22 protein-coding genes are annotated in these 26,631 nt (G+C 71.0%); 13 read left to right on the top strand and 9 right to left on the bottom strand.

Annotation, left to right across the window (positions count from 1 at the left end; genetic code table 11):
- Positions 1-5 precede the first annotated feature (5 nt).
- Positions 6-1,136, top strand: coding sequence for a GNAT family N-acetyltransferase (locus tag AB0E88_RS19475; RefSeq protein WP_361631860.1), 1,131 nt, complete (start codon positions 6-8; stop codon positions 1,134-1,136).
- Here the strand turns inward: AB0E88_RS19475 and AB0E88_RS19470 are convergent.
- Both AB0E88_RS19470 and AB0E88_RS19465 read right to left on the bottom strand, forming a co-directional pair.
- The gene (locus AB0E88_RS19470) at positions 1,133-1,915 is read right to left on the bottom strand and encodes a DUF2127 domain-containing protein (protein WP_361631858.1); all 783 of its coding nucleotides are present in this window, start codon (positions 1,913-1,915) and stop codon (positions 1,133-1,135) included. The two genes, AB0E88_RS19475 and AB0E88_RS19470, sit on opposite strands and share 4 nt — an antisense overlap.
- Before the next feature lie 86 nt (positions 1,916-2,001).
- The gene (locus AB0E88_RS19465; RefSeq protein WP_361631856.1) at positions 2,002-3,675 is read right to left on the bottom strand and encodes an MFS transporter; all 1,674 of its coding nucleotides are present in this window, start codon (positions 3,673-3,675) and stop codon (positions 2,002-2,004) included.
- 163 nt (positions 3,676-3,838) lie between these two features.
- Here AB0E88_RS19465 and AB0E88_RS19460 point away from each other — a divergent pair, with 163 nt between their 5' ends.
- The gene (locus tag AB0E88_RS19460; protein ID WP_361631854.1) at positions 3,839-4,459 is read left to right on the top strand and encodes a TetR/AcrR family transcriptional regulator; all 621 of its coding nucleotides are present in this window, start codon (positions 3,839-3,841) and stop codon (positions 4,457-4,459) included.
- A 147-nt stretch (positions 4,460-4,606) separates the two neighbouring features.
- Here the strand turns inward: AB0E88_RS19460 and AB0E88_RS19455 are convergent, their stop codons facing one another.
- Complete coding sequence (locus AB0E88_RS19455; protein WP_361631910.1) at positions 4,607-6,001, bottom strand: cation:dicarboxylase symporter family transporter; 1,395 nt, start codon at positions 5,999-6,001, stop codon at positions 4,607-4,609.
- Positions 6,002-6,143: 142 nt separating this feature from the next.
- Between AB0E88_RS19455 and AB0E88_RS19450 the strand changes: the two genes are divergently transcribed.
- The 7 genes from AB0E88_RS19450 to AB0E88_RS19420 all read left to right on the top strand — a co-directional run bounded on the left by AB0E88_RS19450 (position 6,144) and on the right by AB0E88_RS19420 (position 13,375).
- Complete coding sequence (locus AB0E88_RS19450) at positions 6,144-7,772, top strand: sensor histidine kinase (RefSeq protein WP_361631852.1); 1,629 nt, start codon at positions 6,144-6,146, stop codon at positions 7,770-7,772.
- A complete protein-coding gene (locus AB0E88_RS19445) occupies positions 7,769-8,488 on the top strand; it encodes a response regulator (protein ID WP_361631850.1) in 720 nt (239 codons plus the stop codon). The genes AB0E88_RS19450 and AB0E88_RS19445 overlap by 4 nt, the downstream gene beginning before the upstream one ends.
- 16 nt (positions 8,489-8,504) lie before the next feature.
- Positions 8,505-9,410 carry an amidohydrolase family protein gene (locus AB0E88_RS19440; protein WP_361631848.1) on the top strand — a complete coding sequence of 302 codons (906 nt, stop codon included), beginning with the start codon at positions 8,505-8,507 and terminating at the stop codon, positions 9,408-9,410.
- 75 nt (positions 9,411-9,485) lie between these two features.
- A complete protein-coding gene (locus AB0E88_RS19435) occupies positions 9,486-10,859 on the top strand; it encodes an extracellular solute-binding protein (RefSeq protein ID WP_361631846.1) in 1,374 nt (457 codons plus the stop codon).
- Positions 10,856-11,716, top strand: a complete 861-nt coding sequence (locus AB0E88_RS19430; protein WP_361631844.1) for a sugar ABC transporter permease — start codon at positions 10,856-10,858, stop codon at positions 11,714-11,716. Before AB0E88_RS19435 ends, AB0E88_RS19430 begins: the two co-directional genes overlap by 4 nt.
- A gap of 8 nt (positions 11,717-11,724) precedes the next feature.
- Entirely contained in the window at positions 11,725-12,564 is an 840-nt protein-coding gene (locus tag AB0E88_RS19425) for a carbohydrate ABC transporter permease (protein WP_361631842.1), read from the top strand.
- 97 nt (positions 12,565-12,661) lie between these two features.
- Positions 12,662-13,375, top strand: coding sequence for a helix-turn-helix transcriptional regulator (locus AB0E88_RS19420; RefSeq protein ID WP_361631908.1), 714 nt, complete (start codon positions 12,662-12,664; stop codon positions 13,373-13,375).
- A 108-nt stretch (positions 13,376-13,483) separates the two neighbouring features.
- On the opposite strand, the gene AB0E88_RS19415 is transcribed toward AB0E88_RS19420, so the two are convergent.
- A complete protein-coding gene (locus AB0E88_RS19415; protein WP_361631840.1) occupies positions 13,484-14,509 on the bottom strand; it encodes an ATP-dependent 6-phosphofructokinase in 1,026 nt (341 codons plus the stop codon).
- A gap of 226 nt (positions 14,510-14,735) precedes the next feature.
- Between AB0E88_RS19415 and pta the strand changes: the two genes are divergently transcribed.
- The 3 genes from pta to pyk all read left to right on the top strand — a co-directional run bounded on the left by pta (position 14,736) and on the right by pyk (position 19,545).
- Positions 14,736-16,826 carry a phosphate acetyltransferase gene (pta, locus tag AB0E88_RS19410; RefSeq protein WP_361631838.1) on the top strand — a complete coding sequence of 697 codons (2,091 nt, stop codon included), beginning with the start codon at positions 14,736-14,738 and terminating at the stop codon, positions 16,824-16,826.
- Entirely contained in the window at positions 16,823-18,031 is a 1,209-nt protein-coding gene (locus AB0E88_RS19405; protein ID WP_361631836.1) for an acetate kinase, read from the top strand. Before pta ends, AB0E88_RS19405 begins: the two co-directional genes overlap by 4 nt.
- Positions 18,032-18,114: 83 nt before the next feature.
- Positions 18,115-19,545: a pyruvate kinase gene (pyk, locus tag AB0E88_RS19400; protein ID WP_361631834.1), complete on the top strand. Its 1,431-nt coding sequence runs from the start codon at positions 18,115-18,117 to the stop codon at positions 19,543-19,545.
- A gap of 99 nt (positions 19,546-19,644) precedes the next feature.
- Here the strand turns inward: pyk and AB0E88_RS19395 are convergent, their stop codons facing one another.
- The 4 genes from AB0E88_RS19395 to AB0E88_RS19380 form a co-directional block, all read right to left on the bottom strand.
- The gene (locus AB0E88_RS19395) at positions 19,645-21,012 is read right to left on the bottom strand and encodes a hypothetical protein (protein ID WP_361631832.1); all 1,368 of its coding nucleotides are present in this window, start codon (positions 21,010-21,012) and stop codon (positions 19,645-19,647) included.
- On the bottom strand, positions 21,002-21,550 hold the full coding sequence (locus tag AB0E88_RS19390) for a DUF6114 domain-containing protein (RefSeq protein ID WP_361631831.1): 549 nt from the start codon (positions 21,548-21,550) through the stop codon (positions 21,002-21,004). The genes AB0E88_RS19395 and AB0E88_RS19390 overlap by 11 nt, the downstream gene beginning before the upstream one ends.
- A gap of 130 nt (positions 21,551-21,680) precedes the next feature.
- Positions 21,681-22,346 carry a DUF6230 family protein gene (locus tag AB0E88_RS19385; RefSeq protein ID WP_361631830.1) on the bottom strand — a complete coding sequence of 222 codons (666 nt, stop codon included), beginning with the start codon at positions 22,344-22,346 and terminating at the stop codon, positions 21,681-21,683.
- Positions 22,347-22,988: 642 nt separating this feature from the next.
- Complete coding sequence (locus AB0E88_RS19380; protein ID WP_361631828.1) at positions 22,989-23,960, bottom strand: tetratricopeptide repeat protein; 972 nt, start codon at positions 23,958-23,960, stop codon at positions 22,989-22,991.
- A gap of 258 nt (positions 23,961-24,218) precedes the next feature.
- Between AB0E88_RS19380 and AB0E88_RS19375 the strand changes: the two genes are divergently transcribed.
- The gene (locus tag AB0E88_RS19375; protein ID WP_361631826.1) at positions 24,219-24,833 is read left to right on the top strand and encodes a TetR/AcrR family transcriptional regulator; all 615 of its coding nucleotides are present in this window, start codon (positions 24,219-24,221) and stop codon (positions 24,831-24,833) included.
- A gap of 4 nt (positions 24,834-24,837) precedes the next feature.
- Here AB0E88_RS19375 and AB0E88_RS19370 read toward each other — a convergent pair whose 3' ends face one another.
- A complete protein-coding gene (locus AB0E88_RS19370; protein WP_361631824.1) occupies positions 24,838-26,538 on the bottom strand; it encodes a methylmalonyl-CoA mutase family protein in 1,701 nt (566 codons plus the stop codon).
- Between the last annotated feature and the right edge of the window lie 93 nt (positions 26,539-26,631).

Genomic DNA, 26,631 nt, shown 5'->3' with positions numbered 1-26,631 from the left:
GGGGCGTGTCGGAGCGTGAGCGTACGGTCGGGTACTCGGAAGTCGCGGAGCAGGACGTGCGGAGTCTGCGGACGCGGTTCTGCCGGCTGCGGACCGGGGGCGGCGAGCCGGTCGCCGAGTTGGAGGCGGTGTCCTTCCGGCTGCGCTTCGGGGCGGTGGCCGTCGCGGCGGAGGGCATCGGCGGGGTGGAGACCCAGCCCGGGTTCCGGCGCCAGGGCCACATGAGCCGGCTGTTGCGCCGGGCGCTGGACGGTATGGCGCAGCGGGTGGACGTCGCCTTCGTGTCCGAGGCGATCGAGGGCCTGTACGAGAAGTTCGGCTTCGCCGGGGCGCTCGCCGAAGGCAGCCTGGTCGTTCCCGTGCGCGCCGTCGAGTCCGCGACGGGAGCCGACCTGGAGGCGGACGTGCCCGGGGTCGGGGACGGCTCGGCGGCCGACCTCCCGGCGATGATCCGGCTCTACAACACCGCGCACGCCCGGCGGCCGTGGACCCTCGAGCGGCAGGCCGGCTGGAACCGGCTCCTCCCCGCGACCACCTGGAAGCCGGGCTCCCGCACCCTCGTCCTGCGGGCGGGCGGCACGACGGCCGGATACGCCGTCCTGGAGGGCCGGGCCTTCGGCGACCCCCTGGGCACGGTGACCGTCGAGGAACTCGTGGCCGAGGACGCGACCGCGGCCCGCCTGCTGCTCGTGGCCCTCGCCCGGCTGTGCTGGCAGCGGCGCCTGGCCGAGTTCACCGTGCGAGAGCCCGCCGACAGCCTGGTCGGCCGAGTGGCTCGCGGCATGGGCTGCGCGTACCGGCAGAGCTTCCCGCCCAGCGGCGGCATGATGGCCGCCGTCCTGAACCGGGCGGCCCTGGTGACCCGGCTGGAGCCCGAGCTGCGCCGCAGGGCCGCCATCGGCCGGGGTCCGGATCCTCTCCACGACACGGCGTTCGCGGCGCTGCTCCACGGCGACCTGGTCCCCGACGACCGGGCGCTCGTCCGGCTGCTCCTCGGCCACTGGTCGGCCGAGGACGCCGACGCGCACGGCATGCCGGTCCCGGCCCGCCACCGGGACGTGTGCACGGCGTGGTTCCCCGGCGGCGGCACCCCGGCCCTGCCGACGCCGTACGCGCACCGCCTGGACCGCTACTAGGACTGCGAGGACGCCTGGGCGGTGACCTTCGCCGCCTCCTCCACCTCCAGCAGGGACGTGCTGTGGCGTTCCTCGTCGAAGGCGCGGCGGCCGCCGCGCAGGCCGAACAGGCGCTTGGCCAGGGCGATGTAGGCGACGGCGAGGATGTTCAGGACCAGCGTGGCGATCTTCAACGCGCTGATGTGCTCGGTCAGTTCGTAGATCTCCAGCGGGAGGAAGGCCGCGGTGGCGACCACCGTCAGGTACTCCGCCCAGCGCTTGGCGTACCACAGGCCGACGGCCTCGACGATCTCGATCAGGGCGTAGGCCAGCAGGAGACCGGCGACCAGCAGCAGGGTGGAGTGCCGGTAGCCGAACGCCTTCTGGATGGACCCGACGACCGGTGAGTGGTCGAGGTCGTAGTGGAAGTGCCGGAAGACCGGCCGGAAGACGTCGAGGTTGTCGTCGAAGAGCCGGCGCACCGCGTCCTGGCTGTTGGAGAACTTCCACACGGCCGCGGCGACCAGCACGATGAACACCCCGCGCAGCACCCGCTCGATCGCGAGGAAGCGCAGGATGAACAGGTCCCGCAGGACCTTGCCGCGCGGCACCAGCGGCGCGTCGGCGGCCGGCCCGGAGCCGTGCGGCTCGCCGAGCACGAAGTCCCCGCAGCGCAGGCACCGCCACACCTCGCCCAGCGCGGTCTCGGCGTGCAGCCGCACCCGCAGCCGGGGGTCGTCCGGCGCGTACGTCACGTGGCCGCGCCGTGCGCATGTCCGCCGGTTCCAGTCGATGCTCATCCCCCGGGCCTCCTGTACTGCGCGGCGTGCCGCGCCTGGTGATCGGCGCGGCACGCTAGTGGACCCGGTTAAGAGTTCGGTGAGAGTCAGCCGGCCGTGCTGAGCTGGGCCTCCTTCTCGTCGGCCGGCTGCTCCGTGCGCGCCGTGTCCCGGCGCGGCAGCAGCACCGCGACGAGCACCGTGCCGACGCCGAGGATCACCGCGCCGACCAGGCTGGTGTGGGCGACCGCGTCGGCGAACGAGGAGCCGACGGCGTGGCTCATCTGCCCGGCGCCCTCGGCGAGTTGCTGCGCCTGTGCCTTGAGCTGCGCGGCCTGCTGCGGGCTGCTCGCGTGCGCCGCCTGCTCGGCCAGTGCGCGTGCCTTGTCCCCGATGCCCTGCGCGACGGCGTACCCGGCGCCGACGGAGTCCTGCGCGGTGGCCAGGGCGTCGGCGGGCAGCTTGCTGCCCTTGGTGGCGTCCTCGAGGTGGCCGGAGTACGACGTGGCGAGCAGCGAGCCGAGGATCGCGATGCCGAGCGAGCCGCCCAGCTCCAGCGAGGTGTCGTTCACCGCGCCGCCCACGCCGAGCTCGGCCTCCGGGAAGGAGCCCATGATGGCGTCCGTGCAGGGCGAGAGGGCGAGGCCGATCGCCAGGCCGAGGATGATCAGGGGCGCCACGAAGTCGCCGTACGACGATCCCGCGTCGACCCGGGTCAGCAGCGCCAGCGCGGCGGTGCCGCCGACCATGCCCGCGCTCACTGTCCACTTCATGCCGACCCGCGGCGTGAGGTACCCGGTCAGCGCCGAGCCGGCGAACACCGCGCCGGCCAGCGGCAGCATCCGTACGCCGGTGTCGAGGGCGTCGTAGCCGAGGACGAACTGCAGGTGCTGGGTGAGGTAGTAGAAGGCGCCGAAGACGGCCAGGAAGAACAGGGCGACGGCGAGGTTGGAGCCGGCGAAGCGGCGCTCGGTGAAGCGGCGCACGTCCAGGATCGGGCGCGGGTGGCGCAGCTCCCACAGGACGAAGGCGACCAGCGCGACGCCGGCCACGACCGCCGCGGTGACGGCCTTGGCGCCCCAGCCGAAGTGCGGGCCCTCGATGATCATGTAGACGAGGGCGCCGGTCCAGATCACCGACAGCAGACCGCCGACGTAGTCGATGCGGTCGTGGTGCCCGGCCTTCGACGGCGGGACCAGGACGAGGGCGGCGACGATCGCGACGGCCGCGATGGGCACGTTGATCAGGAAGGTGGAGGACCAGCCGTGGTCGCGCAGCAGCGCGCCCGCGACGACGGGTCCGGCGGCGATGGCCAGCCCGGCGGTGGCGGTCCACAGGGTGATCGCCTTGGCCCGTTCCCCGCGCGGGAAGGTCGCGGCCAGCAGCGACAGCGTGGCGGGCATGATCAGCGCCGCGCCGACGCCCATCACGGCACGGGCGGTGATGACCGCCGTGGAGCTGTCGGCGAGGTACCCGGCGACCGCGCCGCCGCCGAAGACGACGAGCCCGAGCACGAGCGCGCCGCGGCGGCTGTACTTGTCGCCGATCGCGCCGAGCAGCAGCATCAGCGCGGCGTACGGGACGGTGTAGCCGTCGATGACCCACTGCAGGTCGGCGCTGGACAGCCCGAGGTCACGGGTCATGTCGGGCGCGGCGACCGTGAGGGCGGTGTTCGCCATCACGATGACCAGCAGGCTCAGACAGAGGACGAGGAGTGCCCACCAGCGCCGGCGGTAGGGGCCCTCCATCTCCTCGACCGGTTCGTTCATCACGAGTCGCATGGCAGGGATCGCCTTCCTCGACGTCGAAACTTGCACAGCGGCGTGCAGTTGCACAACCATGTGCAATGTACGTCCGTTGCACATCGTTGTGCAAATCGATGGGCGGACCGCTGCGCATCGCTGTGCAAGTCGCCGGGGGACCCGCGTACGGGAGGAAGGCACAATGACTGCCATGACCACGGGTAACAGCCGCGCCGACGCCAACCGGCGCCGCATCCTCGACGTCGCCCTCGCGGAGCTGCTGCGCGACCCCGACGCCTCCATGGACCAGATCGCGCGCGCCGCCGGTGTCGTGCGGCGCACGGTGTACGGGCATTTCCCGAGCCGCGAGGCGCTGATCGGCACGCTGGTGGACGAGGCGGTGCAGGCGCTGGCGGCCGCGCACGCCGAGGGCCGCGAGGGCGTGGACGACCCGGCCGAGGCCGTGGCCCGCTCGGTGCTCGCGGTGTGGGAGATCGCCGACCGCTACCGGCTGCTCGTCGCGCTGGCCCAGCGCACGGTCACCATGCAGGGCATCCGCGAACGCCTCACCCCGGTCCGCGAGACCAGCGTCCGGCTGCTCCAGCAGGGCCTGGACGAGGGCGTCTTCGCCTCCGCCCTCCCGGCCCCGGCCCTGGCCTACGTCCACGAACAGATCCTCTTCGCCCTGATGGAGGCCGTGAACGACGCCCTGGTCCCGCCCTCGGAGGCAGGCCGCTCGGCGGCGGTGACGGTCCTGACGGCGGCGGGAGTGCCGGCGGGGCGGGCGGCGGACCTGGTGGGGAAGCTGGCGGCGGACGTCTGAGCAACGCGAAGGGCACCCGGCAAAGGTTCAGGCAATGCCGGGTGCCCTGGCAGGAGGGGGTGGGGAAGTGCCGGCGAGGGGCGCGGGGCACTGCGCGAGAGGCCGCGGACGGCCCGCACACGCAGAACCGGTTGCGCCCCGACGGCGCTAGGCGGAGGCCAGCTGCTTCTCCGGTACCGCATCGCTCTCGGCGTCGTCCAGCAACGTCCGCTCGTCGAAGGGCAGTTCCCCCGCCAGCACCGCGCGGACGCGCACCGTGTCGATCTCCTTCGTCCACGTCCCCACGAGCACCGTCGCCACCGCGTTGCCCGCGAAGTTGGTCAGCGCGCGGGCCTCGCTCATGAAGCGGTCGATGCCGACGATCAGGCCGATGCCGTCCACCAGCGCCGGCTTGTGCGACTGGAGGCCGCCGGCCAGCGTGGCCAGGCCCGCGCCGGTGACGCCCGCCGCCCCCTTGGACGCGACCAGCAGGAACAGCAGCAGCGGGATCTGCTCGCCGACCGACATCGGCGTCCCCATGGCGTCGGCGATGAACAGCGAGGCCATGGTCATGTAGATCATGGTGCCGTCGAGGTTGAAGGAGTACCCGGTCGGGACCGTGATGCCGACGACGGGCTTGCTGACACCCAGGTGCTCCATCTTCGCGATCAGCCGCGGCAGCGCGGACTCGGAGGAGGAGGTGGACAGGATCAGCAGGAACTCACGGCCCAGGTACTTGAAGAACGTGAAGACGTTGAGCCCCGCCACGATCCGCAGCAGCGCCCCGAGGACGACGAAGATGAACACCGCGCAGGTGAGGTAGAAGCCGAGCATCAGCACGGCCAGGGACTTCAGCGCATCCACGCCCGCCGAGCCGACGACCGCGGCCATCGCGCCGAACGCGCCGATCGGCGCCGCCCACATGACCATCGCCAGGACGCGGAAGACGAGCCGCTGGATGTGCTCGACGCCGCGCAGCACCGGCTGCCCGGCCGCGCCCATGGCCTGCAGCGCGAACCCGCACAGCAGCGCGACCAGCAGGGTCTGCAGCACCTGGCCCTCGGTGAAGGCGGACACGATCGTGGTCGGGATGATCCCGAGCAGGAACGTGGTGGTGTCCTTGGCCTCGGCGTCGACCTGCGCGTGCCCGACGCTCTTGACCGCGTCGGTGACCGCGAGGCTCGAGCCGGGCTCCAGGATGTTGCCGACGACCAGGCCGATCGCGAGGGCCACCAGCGACATCACCAGGAAGTAGGCGAGGGCGATACCGCCCACCGCGCCGACCTTGGCCGCCTTGCGGACCGAGCCGATGCCGAGCACGATCGTGCAGAAGATGATCGGCGAGATCATCATCTTGATCAGGTTCACGAAGCCCGTGCCGATGGGCTTCAGCTCGACCGCGAAGCCGGGCGCGGCCAGCCCGACGACGATGCCGAGGGCGACCGCGACGATCACCGCGATGTACAGGTAGTGGGTGCGGTCCCGCTTCACAGCGGGCGCGGCAGGTGCCGTTGGGGATGTGCTGGCGGCCACGGCTGCCCTCCTTGACGTCTTCGTCGGCATCACCGGCGTGCGGCTCACGTCCGGGCTTTTCGGGGATTGCCGTGACTATCTCCCGGCCCTGTGAGGGCGGTCACCCTTCCGTTCATTTAGTTCACCGTCCGATCATTTAGTCCGCCGTCGGACCACGAGGCAGACTGACGGCATGCGCCTCACCCTGCCGAGACCCCGCAGCCTGGCGGGCCAGCTCTTCGCCATGCAGGCCGTCCTGCTCGCGCTGGTGGTGGCCGGGTACGCGCTGTTCACGTACGTCAGCGACCGCAGCCAGGCCGAGCAGGCGGCGGGCCGGCAGGCCACGGCGGTGGCCCGGTCGGTGGCCGACGCGCCGTCGGTGCGCTCCGCGGTCCGCGGCCCCGACCCGACGGCCGAGCTGCAGCCGTACGCGCTGCGGATCATGCGGGACACCGACGTCGACTTCGTCACGATCATGAATCCGCAGGGCATCCGCTGGACCCACCCCGACCCGAACCAGATCGGCAGACGCTTCCTCGGCAACACCGCCCGCGCCCTGCGGGGCGAGACCTTCACCGAGACCTACACCGGCACCCTCGGCCCCTCCGTCCGCGCGGTCACCCCGGTCGAGGACGACGACAAGCGGATCGTCGCCCTGGTCAGCGCGGGGATCCGGGTGGAGGCGATCAGCGCGCGGGTGCAGGACCAGGTGACGGCGCTGCTCGGGGTCGCGGCCGGGGTGCTGGCGCTCGGGGCGATCGGCACATATGTGATCAACGCCCGGCTGCGCCGGCACACCCACGGCATGAACGCGGCCGAGCTGAGCCGCATGCACGCCTACCACGAGGCCGCGCTGCACGCCGTACGCGAGGGGCTGCTGCTGCTCGACGGGCAGTACCGTGTGGCGCTGGTCAACGACGGTGGACGGGAGCTGCTGGGGGTGAACGGGGACGTGGTGGGGCTGCCGGTGACGGAGCTGGGGCTGCCGGCGCCGCTCACGGGTGCGCTGCTGGCGTCCGAGCCGCGGGTGGACGAGGTGCATCTGACGGCGGAGCGGGTGATCGTCGTGAACACCTCGCCGGTGTCGGGCGGGGAGCGCCGCGGCACGATCGTGACCGTGCGGGACGTCACCGAACTCCAGTCGCTGATGGGCGAGCTGGACTCGGAGCGGGGCTTCACCCAGGCGCTGCGTTCCCAGGCGCACGAGGCCGCGAACCGGCTGCACACCGTGGTCTCGCTGATCGAGCTGGGCCGGGCCGAGGAGGCGGTGGACTTCGCCACGGCGGAGCTGGAGCTGGCGCAGGCCCTGACCGACCAGGTGGTGGCGGCGGTGAGCGAGCCGGTGCTGGCCGCGCTGCTGCTGGGCAAGACGGCCCAGGCGAACGAGCGGGGCGTGGAGCTGGTGGTGTCGCCGGACAGCCGGCTGGACGACGGCCTGCTGCCCGAGTCCCTGTCCGCCCGGGACCTGGTGACGATCCTCGGCAACCTCATCGACAACGCGGTGGACGCGGCGCAGGGCGGGGTGGCGCCGCGGGTGACGGTGACGGCCTGGTCCGACGTGTCCGACGGCGCCGAGCTGGTGCTGCGGGTGGCGGACACCGGGCCCGGGGTGGACGCCGCGCACGCCGAGCTGGTCTTCCAGCGCGGCTTCTCCACGAAGCCGTCCGGCCCGGGCGGCCGGGGCCTGGGTCTGGCGCTGGTGCGCCAGACCGTGCACCGGCACGACGGCACGCTGACCGTGCGCGAGGCCCCGGGCGGCGGCGCGGAGTTCGAGGTGCGGCTGCCGCTGCGGGTGGGCGCGGCGACGGGAGGCGAGGCATGAGCGGCGATGCGCCCTCGGCGGGCGGAGCCGCGCGGCCGCCGATCCGGGTGCTGGTCGTCGAGGACGACCCGGTCGCCGCGGACGCGCATGTGATGTACGTCGGCCGGGTGCCGGGCTTCGTCGCCGTCGGCAAGGCGCACACCGGCGCCGAGGCCCGCCGCTTCCTCGACCGCACCCCCGTGGACCTGCTCCTGCTCGACCTGCACCTGCCGGACGTGCACGGCCTGCAGCTGGCCCGCTCCCTGCGCGCGGCCGGTCACCACGCGGACGTCATCGCCGTGACGTCGGCGCGGGACCTGGCGGTCGTCCGCGAGGGCGTCTCGCTCGGGGTGGTCCAGTACGTCCTGAAGCCGTTCACGTTCGCCACCCTGCGCGACCGCCTCGTGCGCTACGCCGAGTTCCAGGCGGCGGCGGGCGAGGCGAGCGGTCAGGACGAGGTGGACCGCGCCCTGGCGGTCCTGCGCGCACCGGGCCCCGCGTCGCTGCCGAAGGGCCTGAGCGGCCCGACGCTGGAGCGGGTGACGGTGGCCCTGCGCGACGGCGCCGAGGGCCTGACGGCCACCGCCCTCGCCGAGGCGGTCGGCATCTCCCGGATCACCGCCCGCCGCTACCTGGAACACCTGGTGAACACCGGCCGCGCGGAACGCCGGCCGCAGTACGGAACGGTGGGACGACCGGAGCTGGTGTACCAGTGGATGCGGGGCGCACCCCGGTGAGGGCAGGGAGCCGTGGATGAGTGAGGAGTCCGCAGAGGTCCGGCGTTTCTGGACGGGGCTCGGTCTTCCCGGGCTGGTGGACGTGCACACGCACTTCATGCCCGAGCGTGTGCTGCGCAAGGTCTGGGCGTACTTCGACGCGCAGGGACCGCTGACCGGTGGGCTCGCGTGGCCGATCACGTACCGCGAGGAGGAGGCGCAACGGGCGCTGCTGCTGCGGGAGTTCGGCGTCCGCGCTTTCACCTCCATGCTCTATCCGCACAAGCCGGGCATGGCGCGCTGGCTGAACGGCTGGGCGGCCGGCTTCGCCCGCCGCACGCCCGACTGCCTGCACACCGCGACCCTCCACCCCGAGCCGGGCGTCGAGACCTATGTCCGCGAGGCCGTGGAGGCGGGTGCGCGGGTGTTCAAGGCCCATGTCCAGGTGGGGGACTACGACCCGGCGGACGACATGCTGGACGGGGCCTGGGGGCTGCTCGCCGAGGCCGGCGTCCCGGTGGTGATCCACTGCGGTTCGGGGCCCGCGCCCGGCAAGCACACCGGCCCCGGCCCGATCGCGCGCGTCCTCGCCCGGCACCCGTCACTGCGGCTGATCGTCGCGCACCTGGGGATGCCCGAGTACGAGGACTTCCTCGGCCTCGCCGAGCGGTACGGGCAGGTGCGGCTGGACACGACGATGGCCTTCACCGACTTCACCGAACGGCTCATGCCGTTCCCGCGGCGGGCCCTCCCCCGGCTCGCCGCCCTCGGTGACCGCGTCCTCCTCGGCTCCGACTTCCCGAACATCCCGTACTCCTACGCGCACCAACTCCGGGCCCTGGAACGGCTGGACCTCGGCCGGGACTGGCTGCGGGCGGTGTGCCACGACAACGCGGCCGCTCTGTTCGGGCTGTCCGGCGGCAATCCCCCGCACACGCATTGACCTGACTAGACCACTCAACTTACGTTCGCACCGCAGCAATCTCCGCGTCACAGCCTCGTGAGCCCGCTGGAGGTCATGCCCGTGCGCCCCACCGCCGCCGTCCGTTCACTCCTGACCACCGTTCTCGCCGCCACCGCGCTCACCGCGTGCGGGGGCGGGTCGGGCAGCAGCCCCGACACCGTGAGGGTCTCCTTCAAGCAGTCGACCGACAACTCCGTCCATGTGATGGACGACTATCTCGCCGGCGTCAAGAAGCAGTTCGAGCAGAGCCATCCCGGCAAGAAGGTCCAGCTCGTCCCGGTCAAGGCGCCCGACTCGGAGTACTACACGAAGCTCCAGCAGATGCTCCGCTCGCCCAAGACCGCGCCCGACCTGGTCTACGAGGACACGTTTCTCATCAACTCGGACATCACCAGCGGGTATCTGAAGCCGCTGGACGCCTATCTCGCCAAGTGGCCAGACTGGCAGCAGTTCATGGACAGCGCCAAGGCCGCCGCCAAGGGGGAGGACGGCAGGACGTACGGCGTTCCGGACGGGACGGACACCCGCGGGCTCTGGTACGACAAGGACATCCTCGCCAAGGCCGGCCTCCCGGTGCCCTGGCAGCCGAGGACGTGGGACGACGTGCTCGCCGCGGCCCGGGCCATCAAGCGGAAGGTCCCCGGCGTCACCCCGCTCAACGTCTACACGGGCAAGCCGGCCGGTGAGGCCGCCACCATGCAGGGGTTCGAGATGCTGCTGTACGGCACCGGCGACGGCCGTACCGATCCGCTGTACGACGCCGGCAGCAAGAAGTGGGTCGCCGGCGGCCAGGGGTTCAAGGACGCGCTCTCCTTCGTCGAGACCGTCTACAAGGAGAAGCTGGGGCCCGACGTCTCCACCGCCCTCGATCCCAACATCCAGACCATCGTCCGCGGTGAACTGCTCCCCAAGGGCAAGCTGGGCATCGACCTCGACGGATCCTGGCTGCCGCAGGACTGGCTGCCCGGAGCCGGTCACGAGTGGCCCGCGTGGTCGCGCGAGCTGGGGCTCGCCGCGATGCCCACGCAGGAAGGGCAGGCGCCCGGCAAGGTGAGCATGTCCGGCGGATGGACCTGGGCCGTCCCGGCCAAGGCCGGCAACCCCGACCTCGCCTTCGAGTTCATCAAAACGCTGCAGACCAAGGCGAACGCGCAGAAGTGGTACGTCGCCAACTCCGGTATCGCGGTGCGCAAGGACGTCGCGAGCGATCCCGCGTACGCCACCGCCCAGCCCGGCATCACGTTCTTCACCGACCTCGTCGCCACCACCCACTACCGGCCCGCCTACCCGGCGTACCCGAAGGTGTCGACGGCGATCCAGGAGGCGATGGAGTCCGTGACGACCGGCGACGCGAGCGTCGAGAAGGCCGCGGCCGGCTACGACGACGCCCTGAAGGACATCACCGGCGGCCACGTGGTCGAGAAATGACCGCGCGGTTCCTTCCGCGCACGCTGCCCCTCCTGCCCGCGCTGGCCCTGCTGCTGCTCTTCCTCGCCGGGCCCATCGCCTACTGCGCCTACATCGCCTTCACCGACCTCCAGCTCACCGGCCAGGCCCACTCCTCCTTCGTCGGCCTCGACAACTTCCGCCGGGCCTTCCACGACGAGGAGTTCCTCCGCGCCGTATGGCTGACGCTCGTCTTCACGGTGGTGTCGTCGCTGCTCGGGCAGAACACCCTGGGACTGGCGCTGGCCGCGCTGATGCGGCGGGCGTCGAAGCCGGTGCGCACGCTCACCGGCGGGATCGTGGTCACGGCGTGGGTGCTGCCGGAGGTGGTGGCCGGGTTCCTGCTCTACGCCTTCTTCCGCAAGGAGGGAACGCTCAACGCCGTCCTGGACGCGCTGCACCTGCCGTCGCAGAACTGGCTGTTCACGCTGCCCGTCCTCGCGGTGTCCTTCGCCAACGTGTGGCGCGGCACGGCGTTCTCGATGCTGGTGTACTCCGCCGCGCTCGCCGAGATCCCGCAGGAGATCACCGAGGCCGCCGAGGTCGACGGGGCGAGCGGACCGCGCCGGCTGTGGCACATCACGCTGCCGATGATCCGGCGTTCCATCGGGACCAATCTGATGCTCAACACCCTGCAGACGCTGTCCGTGTTCGGGCTGATCTGGGTGATGACCCGGGGCGGTCCCGGCGGCCGCAGCGAGACCCTGCCGCTGTTCATGTACGAGCAGGCGTTCCAGAACAGCATGATCGGTTACGGCACGGCGGTCGCCCTGCTGCTGCTCGTCGTCGGATCGCTGTTCTCCGTGGTGTATCTGCGGCTGCTGCGGACGGAGGTGTAGGCACCGCCATGAGCCGTCCCCTCGCCTCCCGCCGTGCTGCCCGGCGCCTGGCCGCCGATCTCGCACTGCTCGTCGTGGCCGCGGCCTTCTGCCTGCCGCTGGCCTGGGTCGTGCTGTCGTCCGTCGATCCGCACGCCGATCTGCGGGTGAAGGCGCCGGACGGGGTCACCTTCGGCAATTTCGACGCGATCCTCACCGCGGACATCACCTTCACCCCGCTGCTGAACAGCCTGATCCTGTGCGGCGGCGCGACCGCGCTGACCGTGGCGTGCGCCGCGCTCGCCGCCTACCCGCTGTCCCGGTTCCGCTCCCGGTTCAACCGGCCGTTCCTGCTGTCGGTGCTGTTCGCGACGAGCCTGCCGATCACGGCGGTGATGGTGCCGGTGTACGCCCTGTTCGTGCAGGTGAACCTGATCGACACCCTGCAGGGCACGATCCTCTTCTTCGCCGCCTCCCAGCTCCCCTTCGCGATCTGGCTGATGAAGAACTTCATGGACGGCGTGCCGAAGGAGCTGGAGGAGGCCGCCTGGACGGACGGGGCGTCCTCCGGGCAGTCCCTGGTCCGGATCGTGCTGCCGCTGATGGGTCCCGGACTCGCCGTGGTGACCGTGTTTTCGTTCGTGATGATGTGGGGCAACTTCTTCGTGCCGTTCATGCTCCTGCTCACCCCGGACCAGATGCCGGCGTCGGTGAGCATCAACGAGTTCTTCGGCAACCGGGGCATGGTCGCCTACGGGCAGCTGGCCGCGTTCTCGGTGGTGTACTCGACGCCGGTGATCCTGCTGTACGTGCTGATCGCGCGACGGCTGGGCGGCGGTTTCGCCCTGGCGGGAGCGGTCAAGGGGTGACACGTGCCGCAAACGGTAAACCTACGGAAACGTAGGTTCCTACAATCCGTGATCCTGGCCGAACCCACCGTAGTCACACCTTGAGTGCCGCTCTATGTTGTGGCGGGTGCGCCATCCCTCTCCCTCGAACCAGCCCGGCCCCCCGTTCGACGCCCTGGCCGCCCGGCGGCTGCGCGCCGCCCTCGGCATGGGGCCCGAGCACGTCGCCCACGGCATGCGGGTGTCCTACGGGCTGCCGTACGTCACCCCGGATCTCGTGATCGCCTGGGAACGCGGGATCACCAGCCCCAGCAGTACCGAGCTGACCGCGCTGGCCGGGGTGCTGTGGTGTGCGCCCGGCGAACTCATCGCCCGGCCGCGCACCCTGCGCGAGCACCGCATGGCCCGCGGTGTCGCGCCGGAGGACGTCGCCCGGGAGGTGGGCGTCGACGTGCGCTCGTACCTGCGCATGGAGGAGAGCGGGGACTGGCACGGCAACGAGCGCCAGTCGGTGGCGCTCGCCGACGTGCTGCGGCTGTCCCTGCCGGACTTCGTGGCCGTCACGGGGCGCGAGCAGCGGCTGGCGGAACTGCTGCGCAGCGCGGCCAGTACCCGCTGGCAGGGGTATGTGCGCCCGGTCATGAAGATCGCGCCGCTGGAGAGGGGCATCCTGGAGGAGGTCCTGCAGGAACTGCACGAGGACTACCAGGGCCACATGACCGCCACCCTCAGCTGGGGCGGCGGCAGCAGCGACTCCAGCGACTCGGGCCGCGCCTTCCTGGACGACATCGTGGACAACTTCTGGAGCGCGGTGCGCAAGAGGACCGGCTAGCGGGCGGGTGCCGCCCGCCCGGGCAGCTCCGGGCGAGGACGCGGGCCGGTCCGGCGGGCCGGGTGCCGGAAGACCGGCCCGGCCTCGCCCGCCGGCAGGACTCGTCTGCTAGAAGACCGACTCGGCCTCGTCCATCCGGTCCTTCGGGACCGTCTTCAGCTCGGTCACCGCCTCGGCCAGCGGCACCATGACGATGTCGGTGCCGCGCAGTGCGGTCATCTTGCCGAACTCGCCGCGGTGCGCGGCCTCGACCGCGTGCCAGCCGAAGCGGGTGGCGAGCACCCGGTCGTACGCCGTCGGCGTGCCGCCGCGCTGGACATGGCCGAGGATGACCGGCCGGGCCTCCTTGCCGAGGCGCCGCTCCAGCTCGTGCGCGAGGGCGGTGCCGATGCCCTGGAAGCGCTCGTGGCCGAACTGGTCGATCTCGCCCTTGCCGTAGTCCATGGTGCCGTCGGCCGGGTGGGCGCCCTCCGCGACGCAGACGACGGCGAACTTCTTGCCGCGGGAGAAGCGCTCCTCGACCATCTTCACCAGGTCGGCCGGGTCGAAGGGGCGTTCGGGCAGGCAGATGCCGTGCGCGCCGGCGGCCATGCCGGACTCCAGGGCGATCCAGCCGGCGTGCCGGCCCATGACCTCGACGACCATCACACGCTGGTGGGACTCGGCCGTGCTCTTCAGGCGGTCCATCGCCTCGGTGGCGACGCCGACGGCGGTGTCGAAGCCGAAGGTGCGGTCGGTGGAGGAGATGTCGTTGTCGATCGTCTTGGGCACGCCGACCACGGGCAGACCGGCGTCGCTGAGCATGCGCGCCGCGGTCAGCGTGCCCTCGCCGCCGATCGGGATGAGGGCGTCGATGCCGAAGTCGCTGACGATGTCCGCCGCGTTCTCGCACGCCTCGCGCAGCCGGTCGCGCTCGAGGCGGGAGGAGCCGAGGATCGTGCCGCCACGGGCGAGGATGCCGCTGACCGCGTTCAGGTCGAGGCCGCGGTAGCGCCCGTCGAGCAGGCCGGCGTAGCCGTCCTCGAAGCCGATGACCTCGTCGCCGTAGTTGTCCACCGCCCGGTGCACGACCGATCGGATGACGGCGTTCAGGCCGGGGCAGTCGCCGCCTGCGGTGAGAACTCCGATGCGCATCGTGCTGTGTCTCCTGCTCGCTGTGGGTACCTGTGAGCCTCCTCCCGATTGTTCCACGTCGCTGACCAGCGGAACGTCTTGACGGGCGCCTTATCTGTGCCCAGGGGTATTGTCAAGAGGGTTCCGCTCACCCCCGTGGGCGATTTTTGTACACGGTGGTGTACACGAGACGCAGACCCCGCAGGCCGCACCACCCCTCACCTCGCAGATGAAACGGAGAGCACACGTGACGCGCAGCGTGTACGTGACCGGTATCGACCGCGGCGACGGCCGCCAGGTCGTGGAACTGGGGGTCATGGAACTCCTGACCCGGCAGGTCGACCGGGTCGGCGTCTTCCGCCCTCTCGTCCACGACGGGCCGGACCGGCTGTTCGAGCTGCTGCGCGCCCGCTACCGGCTCTCCCAGGACCCGGCGACCGTCTACGGCATGGAGTACGACGAGGCGTCCGCGCTGCAGGCCGAGCGCGGCACGGACGAGCTGGTCGCGGCGCTCGTCGACCGTTTCCACCTGGTCGCCCGCGACTACGACGTCGTCCTGGTCCTCGGCACCGACTTCGCCGCCACCCAGCTGCCCGACGAGCTGTCGCTGAACGCGCGCCTGGCCAACGAGTTCGGCGCGTCCGTGATCCCGGTCGTGGGCGGCCGGGGTCAGGCGGCGGAGTCGGTCCTGGCCGAGACGCGCAACGCCTACCGCGCCTACGACGGCCTGGGCTGCGACGTGCTCGCGATGGTCACCAACCGGGTCGCCCGCGAGGAGCGCGACGCGATCGCCGAACGGCTCGCCGGGCGGCTGCCGGTGCCCTGCTACGTCGTCCCCGACGAGCCCGCGCTGTCCGCGCCGACGGTGTCCCAGATCGCGCACGCGCTCGACGCGAAGGTGCTGCTCGGCGACGACTCGGGACTCGCCCGCGACGCGCTGGACTTCGTCTTCGGCGGGGCGATGCTGCCGAACTTCCTCGGCGCCCTGACCCCGGGCTGCCTGGTCGTCACCCCCGGGGACCGCGCCGACCTGGTCGTCGGCTCGCTGGCCGCGCACAGCGCCGGCACCCCGCCGATAGCCGGTGTGCTGCTCACCCTGAACGAGATCCCGGGCGAGGACATCCTCACCCTCGCCGCGCGCCTCGCCCCGGGCACCCCGGTGCTGTCGGTGTCCGGCAACAGCTTCCCCACCGCCGCCCAGCTGTTCTCCCTGGAGGGCAAGCTGAACGCGGCCACCCCGCGCAAGGCGGAGCGGGCGCTCGGCCTGTTCGAGCGGTACGTCGACACCGCCGACCTCAACAGGCGGGTCTCGGCGCCGAGCAGCGACCGCGTCACGCCGATGATGTTCGAGCACAAGCTGCTGGAGCAGGCGCGCGCCGACCGGCGCCGGGTGGTGCTGCCCGAGGGCACCGAGGAACGCGTGCTGCACGCGGCCGAGGTGCTGCTGCGCCGGGGCGTGTGCGACCTGACGCTGCTCGGGCCGGTCGACCAGATCCGCAAGAAGGCCGCCGACCTCGGTGTCGACCTCGGCGACTCGCAGCTGATCGACCCGGCCACCAGCGAGCTGCGCGACTCCTTCGCCGAGAAGTACGCGGCGCTGCGCGCCCACAAGGGCGTCACCGTGGAGCTGGCCTACGACGTCGTCTCCGACGTGAACTACTTCGGCACGCTGATGGTGGCCGAGGGCCTCGCCGACGGCATGGTGTCCGGCTCGGTGCACTCGACCGCGGCCACCATCCGCCCCGCCTTCGAGATCATCAAGACCAGGCCGGACTCCGCCATCGTGTCGTCGGTGTTCTTCATGTGCCTGGCCGACAAGGTGCTCGTCTACGGCGACTGCGCGGTCAACCCCGACCCGGACGCCGAGCAGCTCGCCGACATCGCGATGCAGTCGGCCGTCACGGCCGCGCAGTTCGGCGTCGAGCCGCGGATCGCGATGCTGTCGTACTCCACCGGCACCTCCGGCGCCGGCGCCGACGTGGACAAGGTGCGCGAGGCGACGGAGCTGGCCCGGCTGCGCCGCCCGGATCTGAAGATCGAGGGGCCGATCCAGTACGACGCCGCCGTGGAGCCGTCGGTCGCCGCGACCAAGCTGCCGGGCTCCGAGGTCGCCGGGCAGGCCAGCGTGCTGATCTTCCCCGACCTGAACACCGGCAACAACACCTACAAGGCCGTGCAGCGCTCGGCCGGCGCGATCGCCGTCGGTCCGGTGCTGCAGGGTCTGAACAAGCCCGTCAACGATCTGTCCCGGGGCGCGCTCGTCCAGGACATCGTCAACACCGTCGCCATCACGGCGATCCAGGCCCAGTCCCCCGCACAGAAGGCTCCCCAGCAGTGACCGGCACCCGCATCCTCGTCCTCAACTCCGGCTCCTCGTCGGTGAAGTACCAGCTGCTCGACATGCGCGACGAGAGCCGGCTGGCGGTGGGCCTGGTCGAGCGCATCGGCGAGCAGACCTCCCGGCTCAAGCACACCCCGCTGACCGGCGGCGAGGCCCGCGAGTTCAACGGCCCGATCGCCGACCACGACGCCGCGCTGAAGGCCGTGGCGGAGGAGCTGGCCAAGGACGGACTGGGCCTCGACTCCCCGGAACTGGCCGCGATCGGGCACCGGGTGGTGCACGGCGGGATGTTCTTCACCGAGCCCACCGTCGTCGACGACGAGGTGATCGCCGAGATCGAGCGGCTGATCCCGGTCGCGCCGCTGCACAACCCGGCCAACCTCACCGGCATCCGTACCGCGCGGGCGCTGCGCCCGGACCTCCCGCAGGTCGCGGTGTTCGACACGGCGTTCCACACGACCATGCCGGAGTCCGCGGCGCGTTACGCGCTCGACCCGAAGATCGCCGACCGGTACCGCATCCGCCGCTACGGCTTCCACGGCACCTCGCACGCCTACGTCTCCCGGGCGACGGCCAAGCTGCTGGGCAAGGCGCCCGAAGAGGTGAACGTGATCGTGCTGCACCTGGGCAACGGCGCGTCGGCGTCGGCCGTGCGGGGCGGTGTGTGCGTGGACACCTCCATGGGGCTGACGCCCTTGGAGGGGCTGGTGATGGGTACGCGTTCCGGTGATCTCGACCCGGCGGTCATCTTCCATTTGGCTCGTGTCGGCGGAATGTCCATGGACGAGATCGACACTCTCCTCAACAAGAGGAGCGGTCTGTTCGGGCTGTGCGGGGACAACGACATGCGGGAGATCCGGCGGCGGATCGACGAGGGCGACGAGCAGGCGCGGCTCGCCTTCGACATTTACATTCACCGTCTGAAGAAGTACATCGGCGCCTATTACGCCGTGCTCGGCACGGTCGACGCGGTCGCCTTCACCGCGGGCGTCGGGGAGAACGCGGCGCCGGTGCGGCAGGCGGCGATCGAGGGCCTGCAGAGCCTGGGCCTGGCGGTCGATCCGGAGCGCAACGCGGTCCGTGGCGAGAGCCCGCGGCTGATCTCTCCGGCGGACGCGCGGGTGGCGGTCGCGGTGGTGCCGACGGACGAAGAACTGGAGATCGCGACGCAGACCTACGCACTGGTCGTAAAGAAGAACTGAGCGCACCTGAGCATTCGGGCACTCATTTGTACTTTCCGCCAGACGGAATATTCCGTAGCGAAACAAACCGATAGGATCGCCCCATGCGCCGTTCGAAAATCGTCTGTACTCTCGGCCCCGCGGTCGACTCCCACGAGCAGCTCGTAGCGCTGATCGAAGCCGGCATGAACGTGGCCCGCTTCAACTTCAGCCACGGCACCCATGCCGAGCACCAGAGCCGGTACGACCGGCTGCGTGCCGCGCAGAAGGAGACCGGCCGGGCCATCGGCGTCCTCGCCGACCTGCAGGGCCCGAAGATCCGTCTGGAGACCTTCGCCGAGGGTCCGGTCGAGCTGGAGCGCGGTGACGAGTTCGTCATCACGACCGAGGACGTCCCGGGCGACAAGCAGATCTGCGGCACCACCTACAAGGGCCTGCCCGGGGATGTGGCCAAGGGCGACCAGATCCTGATCAACGACGGCAACGTCGAGCTGAAGGTCGTCGAGGTCGAGGGCCCGCGGGTGCGGACGATCGTCATCGAGGGCGGCGTGGTCTCCGACCACAAGGGCATCAACCTGCCCGGCGCGGCCGTGAACGTGCCCGCGCTGAGCGAGAAGGACATCGAGGACCTGCGCTTCGCACTGCGCATGGGCTGCGACCTGGTCGCGCTGTCCTTCGTCCGGGACGCCAAGGACGTCGGGGACGTCCACCGGGTCATGGACGAGGAGGGCCGCCGGGTCCCGGTCATCGCCAAGGTGGAGAAGCCGCAGGCGGTGCAGAACATGGAGGACGTCGTGATGGCGTTCGACGGCGTGATGGTCGCCCGGGGCGACCTGGCCGTCGAGTACCCGCTCGAGAAGGTCCCCATGGTGCAGAAGCGCCTGATCGAGCTGTGCCGGCGCAACGCCAAGCCGGTGATCGTGGCGACCCAGATGATGGAGTCGATGATCACCAACTCCCGTCCGACCCGCGCCGAGGCCTCCGACGTGGCCAACGCGATCCTGGACGGCGCGGACGCGGTCATGCTGTCGGCGGAGTCGAGCGTGGGCGCGTACCCGATCGAGACCGTCAAGACGATGTCGAAGATCGTCGCGGCGGCCGAGCAGGAGCTGCTGAGCAAGGGCCTGCAGCCGCTGGTGCCGGGCAAGAAGCCGCGCACGCAGGGCGGTTCGGTGGCCCGCGCGGCCTGCGAGATCGCCGACTTCCTCGGCGGCAAGGGCCTGATCGCCTTCACCCAGTCCGGCGACACGGCCCGCCGTCTGAGCCGCTACCGCGCGACGCAGCCGATCATCGCGTTCACCACGGACGAGAACACCCGCAACCAGATGACGCTCAGCTGGGGCGTGGAGCCGCACGTGGTGCCGTTCGTGAACAGCACCGACGAGATGGTCGAGCTGGTCGACCAGGAAGTGGTCAAGCTCGGCCGCTTCAACGAGGGCGACGTCGTCGTCATCACGGCCGGCTCCCCGCCCGGCGTCCCCGGCACCACCAACATGGTCCGGGTCCACCACCTGGGCGTCGCCGCCCGCGACTGACCCCACCGCGACACCGCACAGACGCCGAGGGCGCCCCCTGCGACAGGGGGCGCCCTCGGCGTCCGTACTGCTGCGGCCCCCGGGCGGGCCCGGCGAAGCTCAGTCGGTGGTGTACAGGTGCATGCCGGGCACCGTGAGCGTGCCGCCGAACTGGGCCGCCTGGACCACCTTCACGTGGGTGAAGTAGATCAGCGGGATGTTCAGCGGCGGCGGGTTGTCCGGGCTGAAGGTGATCGGGATCAGGCCGAAGAGGTTGCCGGAGATCGACTCGGTGTACATCACCGTGTCGCCGTCGCGGATGGTGGACGTGGTGCCCTTGCCGGCCTGGACGTGGTAGGTCTTGCCGGACTGCTTGTCCTTCACCGTCTGGTGCAGGTCGCCGATGTCGGTGCCGCCGGAGATGACGTACTTCAGCACCTTCTTGGTGGTGCCCGAGGCGGTCTTCACCTCGACCACGCCCTGGTAGTCCGCGCTCTTCAGCAGCAGCGAACTGGCCTCGAGGTACCAGGGGTCGTCGGCCACCGTCTTGCCGTCGACACCGCCCTGGGCGTCGGTGGCGGCCTTGCAGTCCGCGGGATCCGTGGTGGAGCCGGCCGACGGACTCGGCGACGCGGTGGCCCCGTCGGCCGCCTTCTGCGCCGCGTCCGTGACGTCCTTGGCCGCGCCGGTCACCTTGTCGGTGGTGTCCTTGACCGTCCCGGTCGCCTTGTCGGTGGTGTCCTTGACGGTGCTGGTGACCTTGTCGGTGGTGTCCTTGACGGTGCCGGTGACCTTGTCGGTCGTGTCCTTGACCGTGCCGGCCGCCTGGTCGGCGGAGGGCGAGGGGGACGTGGACGGCGTGGGGGTGGCGGTGGGCGACGGCGTGTTCTTCTGGCCGCCGCCGAGCAGACCGTCGAGCGCGTCGCCGATGTCCTGCAGCAGGTTCTTGTCCGTGGCGGACGGCGACGGGGTGGGCGCCGAGGCGGTGGACCCGCTCTTCGGGGCCGTGGAGGCGGAGGCCGACGGCGTGGGCTGGGCCTTGTCGCCGGAACCTGAATCCGGCGAAGAGGTCGTGTCCGTGCCGGAGCCCGCGGAGCCGGACGAGCCGGAGGTTCCCCCGTCGGCCGACGGGTCCGGGGTCGCGGAGTCCTTGCCGTCCTGCGCGCCGCCGGTCGCGTCCTTGCTCTCGGAGGCGGAGGGCGAGGGGGTGGCGGAGGCGTCCTTGCCGTCCTTCTCGAGGGCGGCGACGCAGTCCTTGTACTCGTCGGCCATCTTCGACGACGAGGGGTTGTTGTCGGCCACGGCGAGGGACGCCGTGAATCCCATGCCCATCAGGACCGCCGTGGGCATCGCGACACTGGCTATCGCCCGGCCGGCCGGCATGTGGAACCTGGTGAACAGCGGCTTCTTGGGGGCCGCATGACGCGGACCGGTTCTCCCACGGAACGCCTCGGCGTCAGCTCCGTGGGTCACCTCGTCAGCCGGCACTGTGCCTCCCGTTCGCCCCGTTGGCCGGGCTCGTTCCTGACAGATCGTTCGGTTCGCCCGCCCCGTCCGGCACCTGGCCGTAACCGGCTCCGGCGGAGGCGTCCCCGTCGGCGCCGGCCTCCTCGGCCCGCTCCTGCTTCGCCGGCCCGCCCGGCGCCCACGACACGGCCATGGCCCCGCCGATCATGGAGAAGAGGAAGCCCACCACGAAGCCGCCGAAGTTGGACACGGGGAGCGACACCAGCGCGAGCAGGATCGAGGCGACACCCGCGAAGACGCGGATGTGCTTCTGGAACCACAGGCTGATGCCCAGGACGACCAGCAGCACACCGATGATCAGCGAGCCGGCCCCGGCGGTGGTGGCCATGGCCAGCGTCAGATGGCCGACCTGCAGATGTGCGTACGGGAAGTACATGATCGGAAAGCCACCGAGCATGACGAACAGTCCGGCCCAGAACGGCCGGGTGCCCCGCCAGGCGCGGAACTGCAGCCTCCGGCGGGTGAACTGGCCGGGTACGGCAGAAGTCTCGGCGCTCATAGGAAAACAGCTCCCTGGTGCGGCATCGCTGTGGTGGGGATGTGGTGCGAGTGTGGGGGGTGTGTGCTCAAGGCCCGGTAGCGGAGGGGCGGGAGGCGCCTGATGGCTCCCCCCGCCCGTCACCCGGTGCCTAGTAGCACTCGTGGGCGCCCGTCTGCAGCTTCATCTTCAGACCGGGCAGCGTGAAGGTTCCGGCCGTGGTCGCCCACGCCGTCTGCCGCACGCCGTACAGGTCGGCCTTGGTGGCCTGCTGCGCGAACCCGTACGGGTTGGACTGCTCCTTGCCGCCCGCCATGCCGGGACCCTTGCCGCCCTTGTCGGCACCGGTCTCGCCCGCCGGGACACCGATGTCGATGCCGGTGAACTTGGCACCGCCGGTGGTCTCGAGGTCGGCGACGTCGATGTACAGGCGCTCCGCGGAGACCTGCTTCTTCTCGTCGTCGCTGTTGCCGGCCGACAGGGTCAGGGTGACCGAGCCGAGCAGCGGGATGTTCGGCGTGACGACGGACTGGCACAGGTTCTTGATGGTCGCGGACTTGAAGCCCGACACGGCCACCGGGTGCGCCGTCTTCTCACCGCTGAGGGTGTACCCGGTGTCGATCGCGCCGTACTGCTCGAAACCGTCACCGTGCAGCTCGTCGGCGGTGACCTTGAACGACTGCCCCGACACACTGAACGACGCGGCCAGCGCGCCCTGTGCCAGGGCGACGCCTATGGCAGCCGTGGCGGCCACGCTGGGCACCATGACCACGGCGAACCGCTTCCATCTGGTCCCGCCACGCACCTGGGACTCCATATTTCCTCCTTCTCGGACGTACATCTCCTGACCATCTGGCCCCCTCTACGGCGGCTCACCGGGCAGGGATGGGAGAAGTGCTACGTCCTCGGGAAGGAGCGCCCGCGCTCGGTGGCGCTGGTACGCGCCCGAATCACCGGCGATCACCCCCGAGCGACAACCACTGGTCGCGCCTGACACGCATCACGCACAACCTTGCTGGACAGGCTTCGCCGTGGCGAAGACCCCCCTGTCCGAGAGCCGGCGCCACTGCCGCCGGCTCTGCTCGGTGGGGACCCAGGAAGTCCCGTGACCCGATTGGCTGTCGGGCTGCGGGAATGGACCGAGCGTCGCCGATCGTGGTGCATTCTCGCCGTCGGCACAAGGGGGTTCGTTACTCGCTAGTAACGGGCGGATCACCGCTCGGCGACCCAGAGGTCTCGGGCGGCGACACAGGGTGGCTCCGCGTGCGGGGACAAAACCGTTGATCGCTGGACAGAATCCGACAGAACCACTGCCTGGACTTACTTGCAGTAACAGCGGCCGCGATTACCAAGATTTGGTAAAGCGCGGCCGCGGTGGAGGCGTCTCGGCGAACTTTTCACCCGGGCATCACATGCCCGGGCGTTTACCGACTGGTCGGGGGACGGGTGCCCGGGCGGCTCAGAACAGGGCCCGCGCCAGCGCCCGCCGCGCCGCGGTCACCCGCGGATCGTCGGCCCCGACGACCTCGAACAGCTCCAGCAGCCGCAGCCGTACGGCCTCGCGGTCATCGCCCACCGTGCGCTGCACCGTGTCGACCAGCCGCCCGAAGGCGTCCTCGACGTGACCGCCCACCAGATCCAGGTCGGCGGCGGCGATCTGCGCCTGCACGTCGGCCGGCTTCTCGGCCGCGTCCTTGCGGACCTGCTGCGGGTCGAGGTTCTGCACCCGCTGGAGCAACTCGGCCTGCGCCAGACCCAGTTTGGCTTCCGGGTGGGCCGGGTCGTCGGCCAGCACGTTCTGGTACGCCCGGATCGCCCCCGCCATGTCGCCCGCGTCCAGCGCCTGCGCGGCGGCGTTCAGCGCGGCGTCGTAGGGGCCCTCGACGGGCGCCTGGACCGGCGCGCCGCCCGGCTCGGCCTCGGGGTCGACGGTCAGGCCGGTGATGCCGAAGCGCTGCTCGGCGACGGCCACCAGCTGCTCGAAGGTCTGGCGGATCTGCTCCTCGCCGGCCGCTCCCTGGAAGAGCGGCAGCGCCTGGCCGGCGACGACGGCGAAGACGGCCGGGATTCCCTGGATGCCGAACTGCTGCATCAGCATCTGGTTGGCGTCGACGTCGATCTTGGCGAGCACGAGCCGGCCGTTGTACTCGACGATCAGGCGCTCGATCAGCGGGCTGAGCTGCTTGCAGGGCTGGCACCACTCGGCCCAGAAGTCGATGACGACCGGCACCTCGGCCGACCGCTGCACGACATCCCGCTCGAATCCGGCCTCATCGACGTCGAAGACGAGGTCGGCGGGGGAGACGGCGCCCGTCCCGCCCTGCCGCGCCGCTTCCGCGCGCGCCTGCTCGGCCTTCGCCTTGGCCTCCTGGGCCGCCTTCACCGCGGCGAGGTCGACGACGCCGCTCATGGACATGTTCCGTGGCTGCATGCGTCTATCCTCCCCCGTCCAGGTGCCTGCGTGAAAAACGATGTGAAAAGCCGGGCCCGCCCGGTGGACACCGAGCCGGACCGGCGGATGTTCGCGGTCGGCGCCGGGTCCCCACCCACGCGCCGGGTCGTCGCCCGTGTACGTCCCTCACGAGCTTTCGCTACGAGTCGTAGCGTAATGCCATCGGGGGTCCGCGCGACACCACCTCCCGGTGATCTCCCTCACGACGGGGCCGGAACGGCCGGATATGGTCGTCGTATGCCGAGCCGCTCCCCCGCCGCCCGAACGGGCCGTCCGCGCAGTGCCGCCGCGGACGCCGCGATCCTGGCGGCGACACGCGAGGCGCTGGTCGAACTGGGCTGGTCGAAACTCACGTTGGGAGACGTGGCCACCCGCGCCGGGGTTGCGAAAACGACTCTCTACCGCCGCTGGTCGGGCAAGAACGAACTGGTGGTCGACGCGGTCGCGGAACTCTTCGACGAACTCCGGCTGCCCGACAGCGGCAGCCTGGCCGCCGACATCGAGGGCGTGGTGCTCCAGTTCGCCGCGATCCTCGCCCGGCCGGAGGCCAAGAGCGGCCTGATGGCGGTGGTGGCGGAGTCGACCCGGGACGACGCCCTGCGCCTGCGCATCCGCGCGTCCATCGTGGAACGCCAGAAACGGCTCGTTCTGGAGGGCCGTGCCCGCGCCCAGCAACGCGGCGAGCTGCCCCCCGAGAGCGATCCCCGGGAGGCAGCCCGCACGGCCGATCTCATCTTCGACGTGGTGGCGGGCGCGGTGGTCCACCGCACCCTGGTCAGCGCGGAGCCGGCGGACGAGGAATGGGTGCGCAGCTTCACCCGCGTCCTGCTGCTGGGGCTGACCTCCGCGTAGCCGCCTAGAAGCCCGCCGGCTCGGTGTACACCCCCCACTCGTCCCGCAGGACCCCGCAGATCTCGCCCAGCGTCGCCTCCGCGCGTACGGCGTCCAGCATCGGCTCGATCATGTTGGTGCCGGAGCGGGCCGCACCGAGCATGGCGTCGAGCGCCGCACGTACCGCCGACTCGTCCCGCGCCGTCCTGCGCCCGGCGAGCGCCCGCACCTGCTCACGCTCCACCTCGTGGCTCACCCGCAGGATCTCCAGGTCGCCGGTCACGGATCCGGTGTGGACGTTGACGCCCACCACCCGCTTCTCGCCCTTCTCCAGCGACTGCTGGTAGCGGAAGGCGGACTCGGCGATCTCGCCGGTGAACCAGCCGTCCTCGATCCCGCGCAGGATGCCGGAGGTGATCGGCCCGATCGGGTGCTGCCCGTCCGGGTGCGCCCGCAGACCCCGCTCCTTGATCTGGTCGAAGATCTTCTCGGCGTCGGCCTCGATGCGGTCGGTGAGCTGCTCGACGTACCAGGAACCGCCCAGCGGGTCGGCCACGTTGGCCACCCCGGTCTCCTCCATCAGCACCTGCTGCGTGCGCAGCGCGATCTCCGCCGCCTGCTCGCTCGGCAGCGCGAGGGTCTCGTCGAGGGCGTTGGTGTGCAGGGAGTTGGTGCCGCCGAGGACCGCGGCGAGCGCCTCCACGGCCGTGCGCACGACGTTGTTGTACGGCTGCTGGGCGGTCAGCGAGACACCGGCGGTCTGCGTGTGGAAGCGCAGCCACTGGGACTTCTCGCTCCGCGCACCGTAGACGTCCCGCATCCACCGCGCCCAGATCCGGCGCGCCGCGCGGAACTTGGCGATCTCCTCGAAGAAGTCGACGTGCGCGTCGAAGAAGAAGGACAGACCGGGCGCGAACACGTCCACGTCCAGCCCGCGCGAGAGCCCGAGCTCCACGTAGCCGAAGCCGTCCGCCAGCGTGTACGCCAGCTCCTGCGCGGCCGTCGCGCCGGCCTCGCGGATGTGGTAGCCGGAGACGGACAGCGGCTTGTAGGCGGGGATCTTCGCGCTGGTGTACTCCATCAGGTCGCCGATGAGGCGCAGATGGGGCTCCGGCTGGAAGAGCCACTCCTTCTGGGCGATGTACTCCTTGAAGATGTCGGTCTGGAGCGTGCCGTTGAGCACGCCCGGGTCGACACCCTGCCGCTCGGCGGCGACGAGGTACATGCAGAACACGGGCACGGCGGGGCCGCTGATGGTCATGGAGGTGGTGACGTCCCCGAGCGGGATGTCCTTGAACAGCACCTCCATGTCGGCCGCGGAGTCGATGGCGACGCCGCAGTGCCCGACCTCGCCGAGCGAGCGCGGGTCGTCGGAGTCGCGGCCCATCAGCGTCGGCATGTCGAAGGCGACGGACAGGCCGCCGCCGCCGTTGCCGAGGATCATCTTGTAGCGCTCGTTGGTCTGCTCGGCGTTGCCGAACCCGGCGAACTGCCGGATGGTCCACGTCCGCCCTCGGTAGCCGGTCGGGTACAGACCGCGCGTGAAGGGGTACTCCCCGGGCCAGCCGATCCGCTCGAAGCCCTCGTACGTGCCCCCCGGCCGGGGGCCGTAGACCGGCTCCACGGGGTCGCCGGAGAGCGTGGTGAAGTCAGCGTCGCGCTTGCGTGCGGCGTCGTACCGGGCCTGCCAGCGTCGGCGGCCCTCCTCGATGGCGTCAGCGTCCATACCCTCGAATTTACTAGGACGTCCTAGTAAATGTCGATGGCTGACCGCCGTACAGGTGTACGGCGGCGGTGGCCGGAGCCGGCAAAACGGCGG

This window comes from Streptomyces sp. NPDC028635 (assembly GCF_040637635.1).
Classification (GTDB): domain Bacteria; phylum Actinomycetota; class Actinomycetes; order Streptomycetales; family Streptomycetaceae; genus Streptomyces.
This window is presented reverse-complemented; position numbering and strand designations above follow the sequence as displayed.

Coding starts and splice junctions, on each gene's coding strand:
- AB0E88_RS19430 (WP_361631844.1), top strand. CDS start 10,856: ATGACCGCGCGGTTCCTTCCGCGCACGCTGCCCCTCCTGCCCGCGCTG.
- AB0E88_RS19375 (WP_361631826.1), top strand. CDS start 24,219: ATGCCGAGCCGCTCCCCCGCCGCCCGAACGGGCCGTCCGCGCAGTGCC.
- AB0E88_RS19385 (WP_361631830.1), bottom strand. CDS start 22,346: ATGGAGTCCCAGGTGCGTGGCGGGACCAGATGGAAGCGGTTCGCCGTG.
- AB0E88_RS19380 (WP_361631828.1), bottom strand. CDS start 23,960: ATGCAGCCACGGAACATGTCCATGAGCGGCGTCGTCGACCTCGCCGCG.
- AB0E88_RS19465 (WP_361631856.1), bottom strand. CDS start 3,675: ATGCGACTCGTGATGAACGAACCGGTCGAGGAGATGGAGGGCCCCTAC.
- pyk (WP_361631834.1), top strand. CDS start 18,115: ATGCGCCGTTCGAAAATCGTCTGTACTCTCGGCCCCGCGGTCGACTCC.
- AB0E88_RS19450 (WP_361631852.1), top strand. CDS start 6,144: ATGCGCCTCACCCTGCCGAGACCCCGCAGCCTGGCGGGCCAGCTCTTC.
- AB0E88_RS19425 (WP_361631842.1), top strand. CDS start 11,725: ATGAGCCGTCCCCTCGCCTCCCGCCGTGCTGCCCGGCGCCTGGCCGCC.
- AB0E88_RS19460 (WP_361631854.1), top strand. CDS start 3,839: ATGACTGCCATGACCACGGGTAACAGCCGCGCCGACGCCAACCGGCGC.
- AB0E88_RS19445 (WP_361631850.1), top strand. CDS start 7,769: ATGAGCGGCGATGCGCCCTCGGCGGGCGGAGCCGCGCGGCCGCCGATC.
- AB0E88_RS19470 (WP_361631858.1), bottom strand. CDS start 1,915: ATGAGCATCGACTGGAACCGGCGGACATGCGCACGGCGCGGCCACGTG.
- AB0E88_RS19370 (WP_361631824.1), bottom strand. CDS start 26,538: ATGGACGCTGACGCCATCGAGGAGGGCCGCCGACGCTGGCAGGCCCGG.
- AB0E88_RS19455 (WP_361631910.1), bottom strand. CDS start 6,001: ATGCCGACGAAGACGTCAAGGAGGGCAGCCGTGGCCGCCAGCACATCC.
- AB0E88_RS19435 (WP_361631846.1), top strand. CDS start 9,486: ATGCCCGTGCGCCCCACCGCCGCCGTCCGTTCACTCCTGACCACCGTT.
- AB0E88_RS19390 (WP_361631831.1), bottom strand. CDS start 21,550: ATGAGCGCCGAGACTTCTGCCGTACCCGGCCAGTTCACCCGCCGGAGG.
- AB0E88_RS19415 (WP_361631840.1), bottom strand. CDS start 14,509: ATGCGCATCGGAGTTCTCACCGCAGGCGGCGACTGCCCCGGCCTGAAC.
- AB0E88_RS19440 (WP_361631848.1), top strand. CDS start 8,505: ATGAGTGAGGAGTCCGCAGAGGTCCGGCGTTTCTGGACGGGGCTCGGT.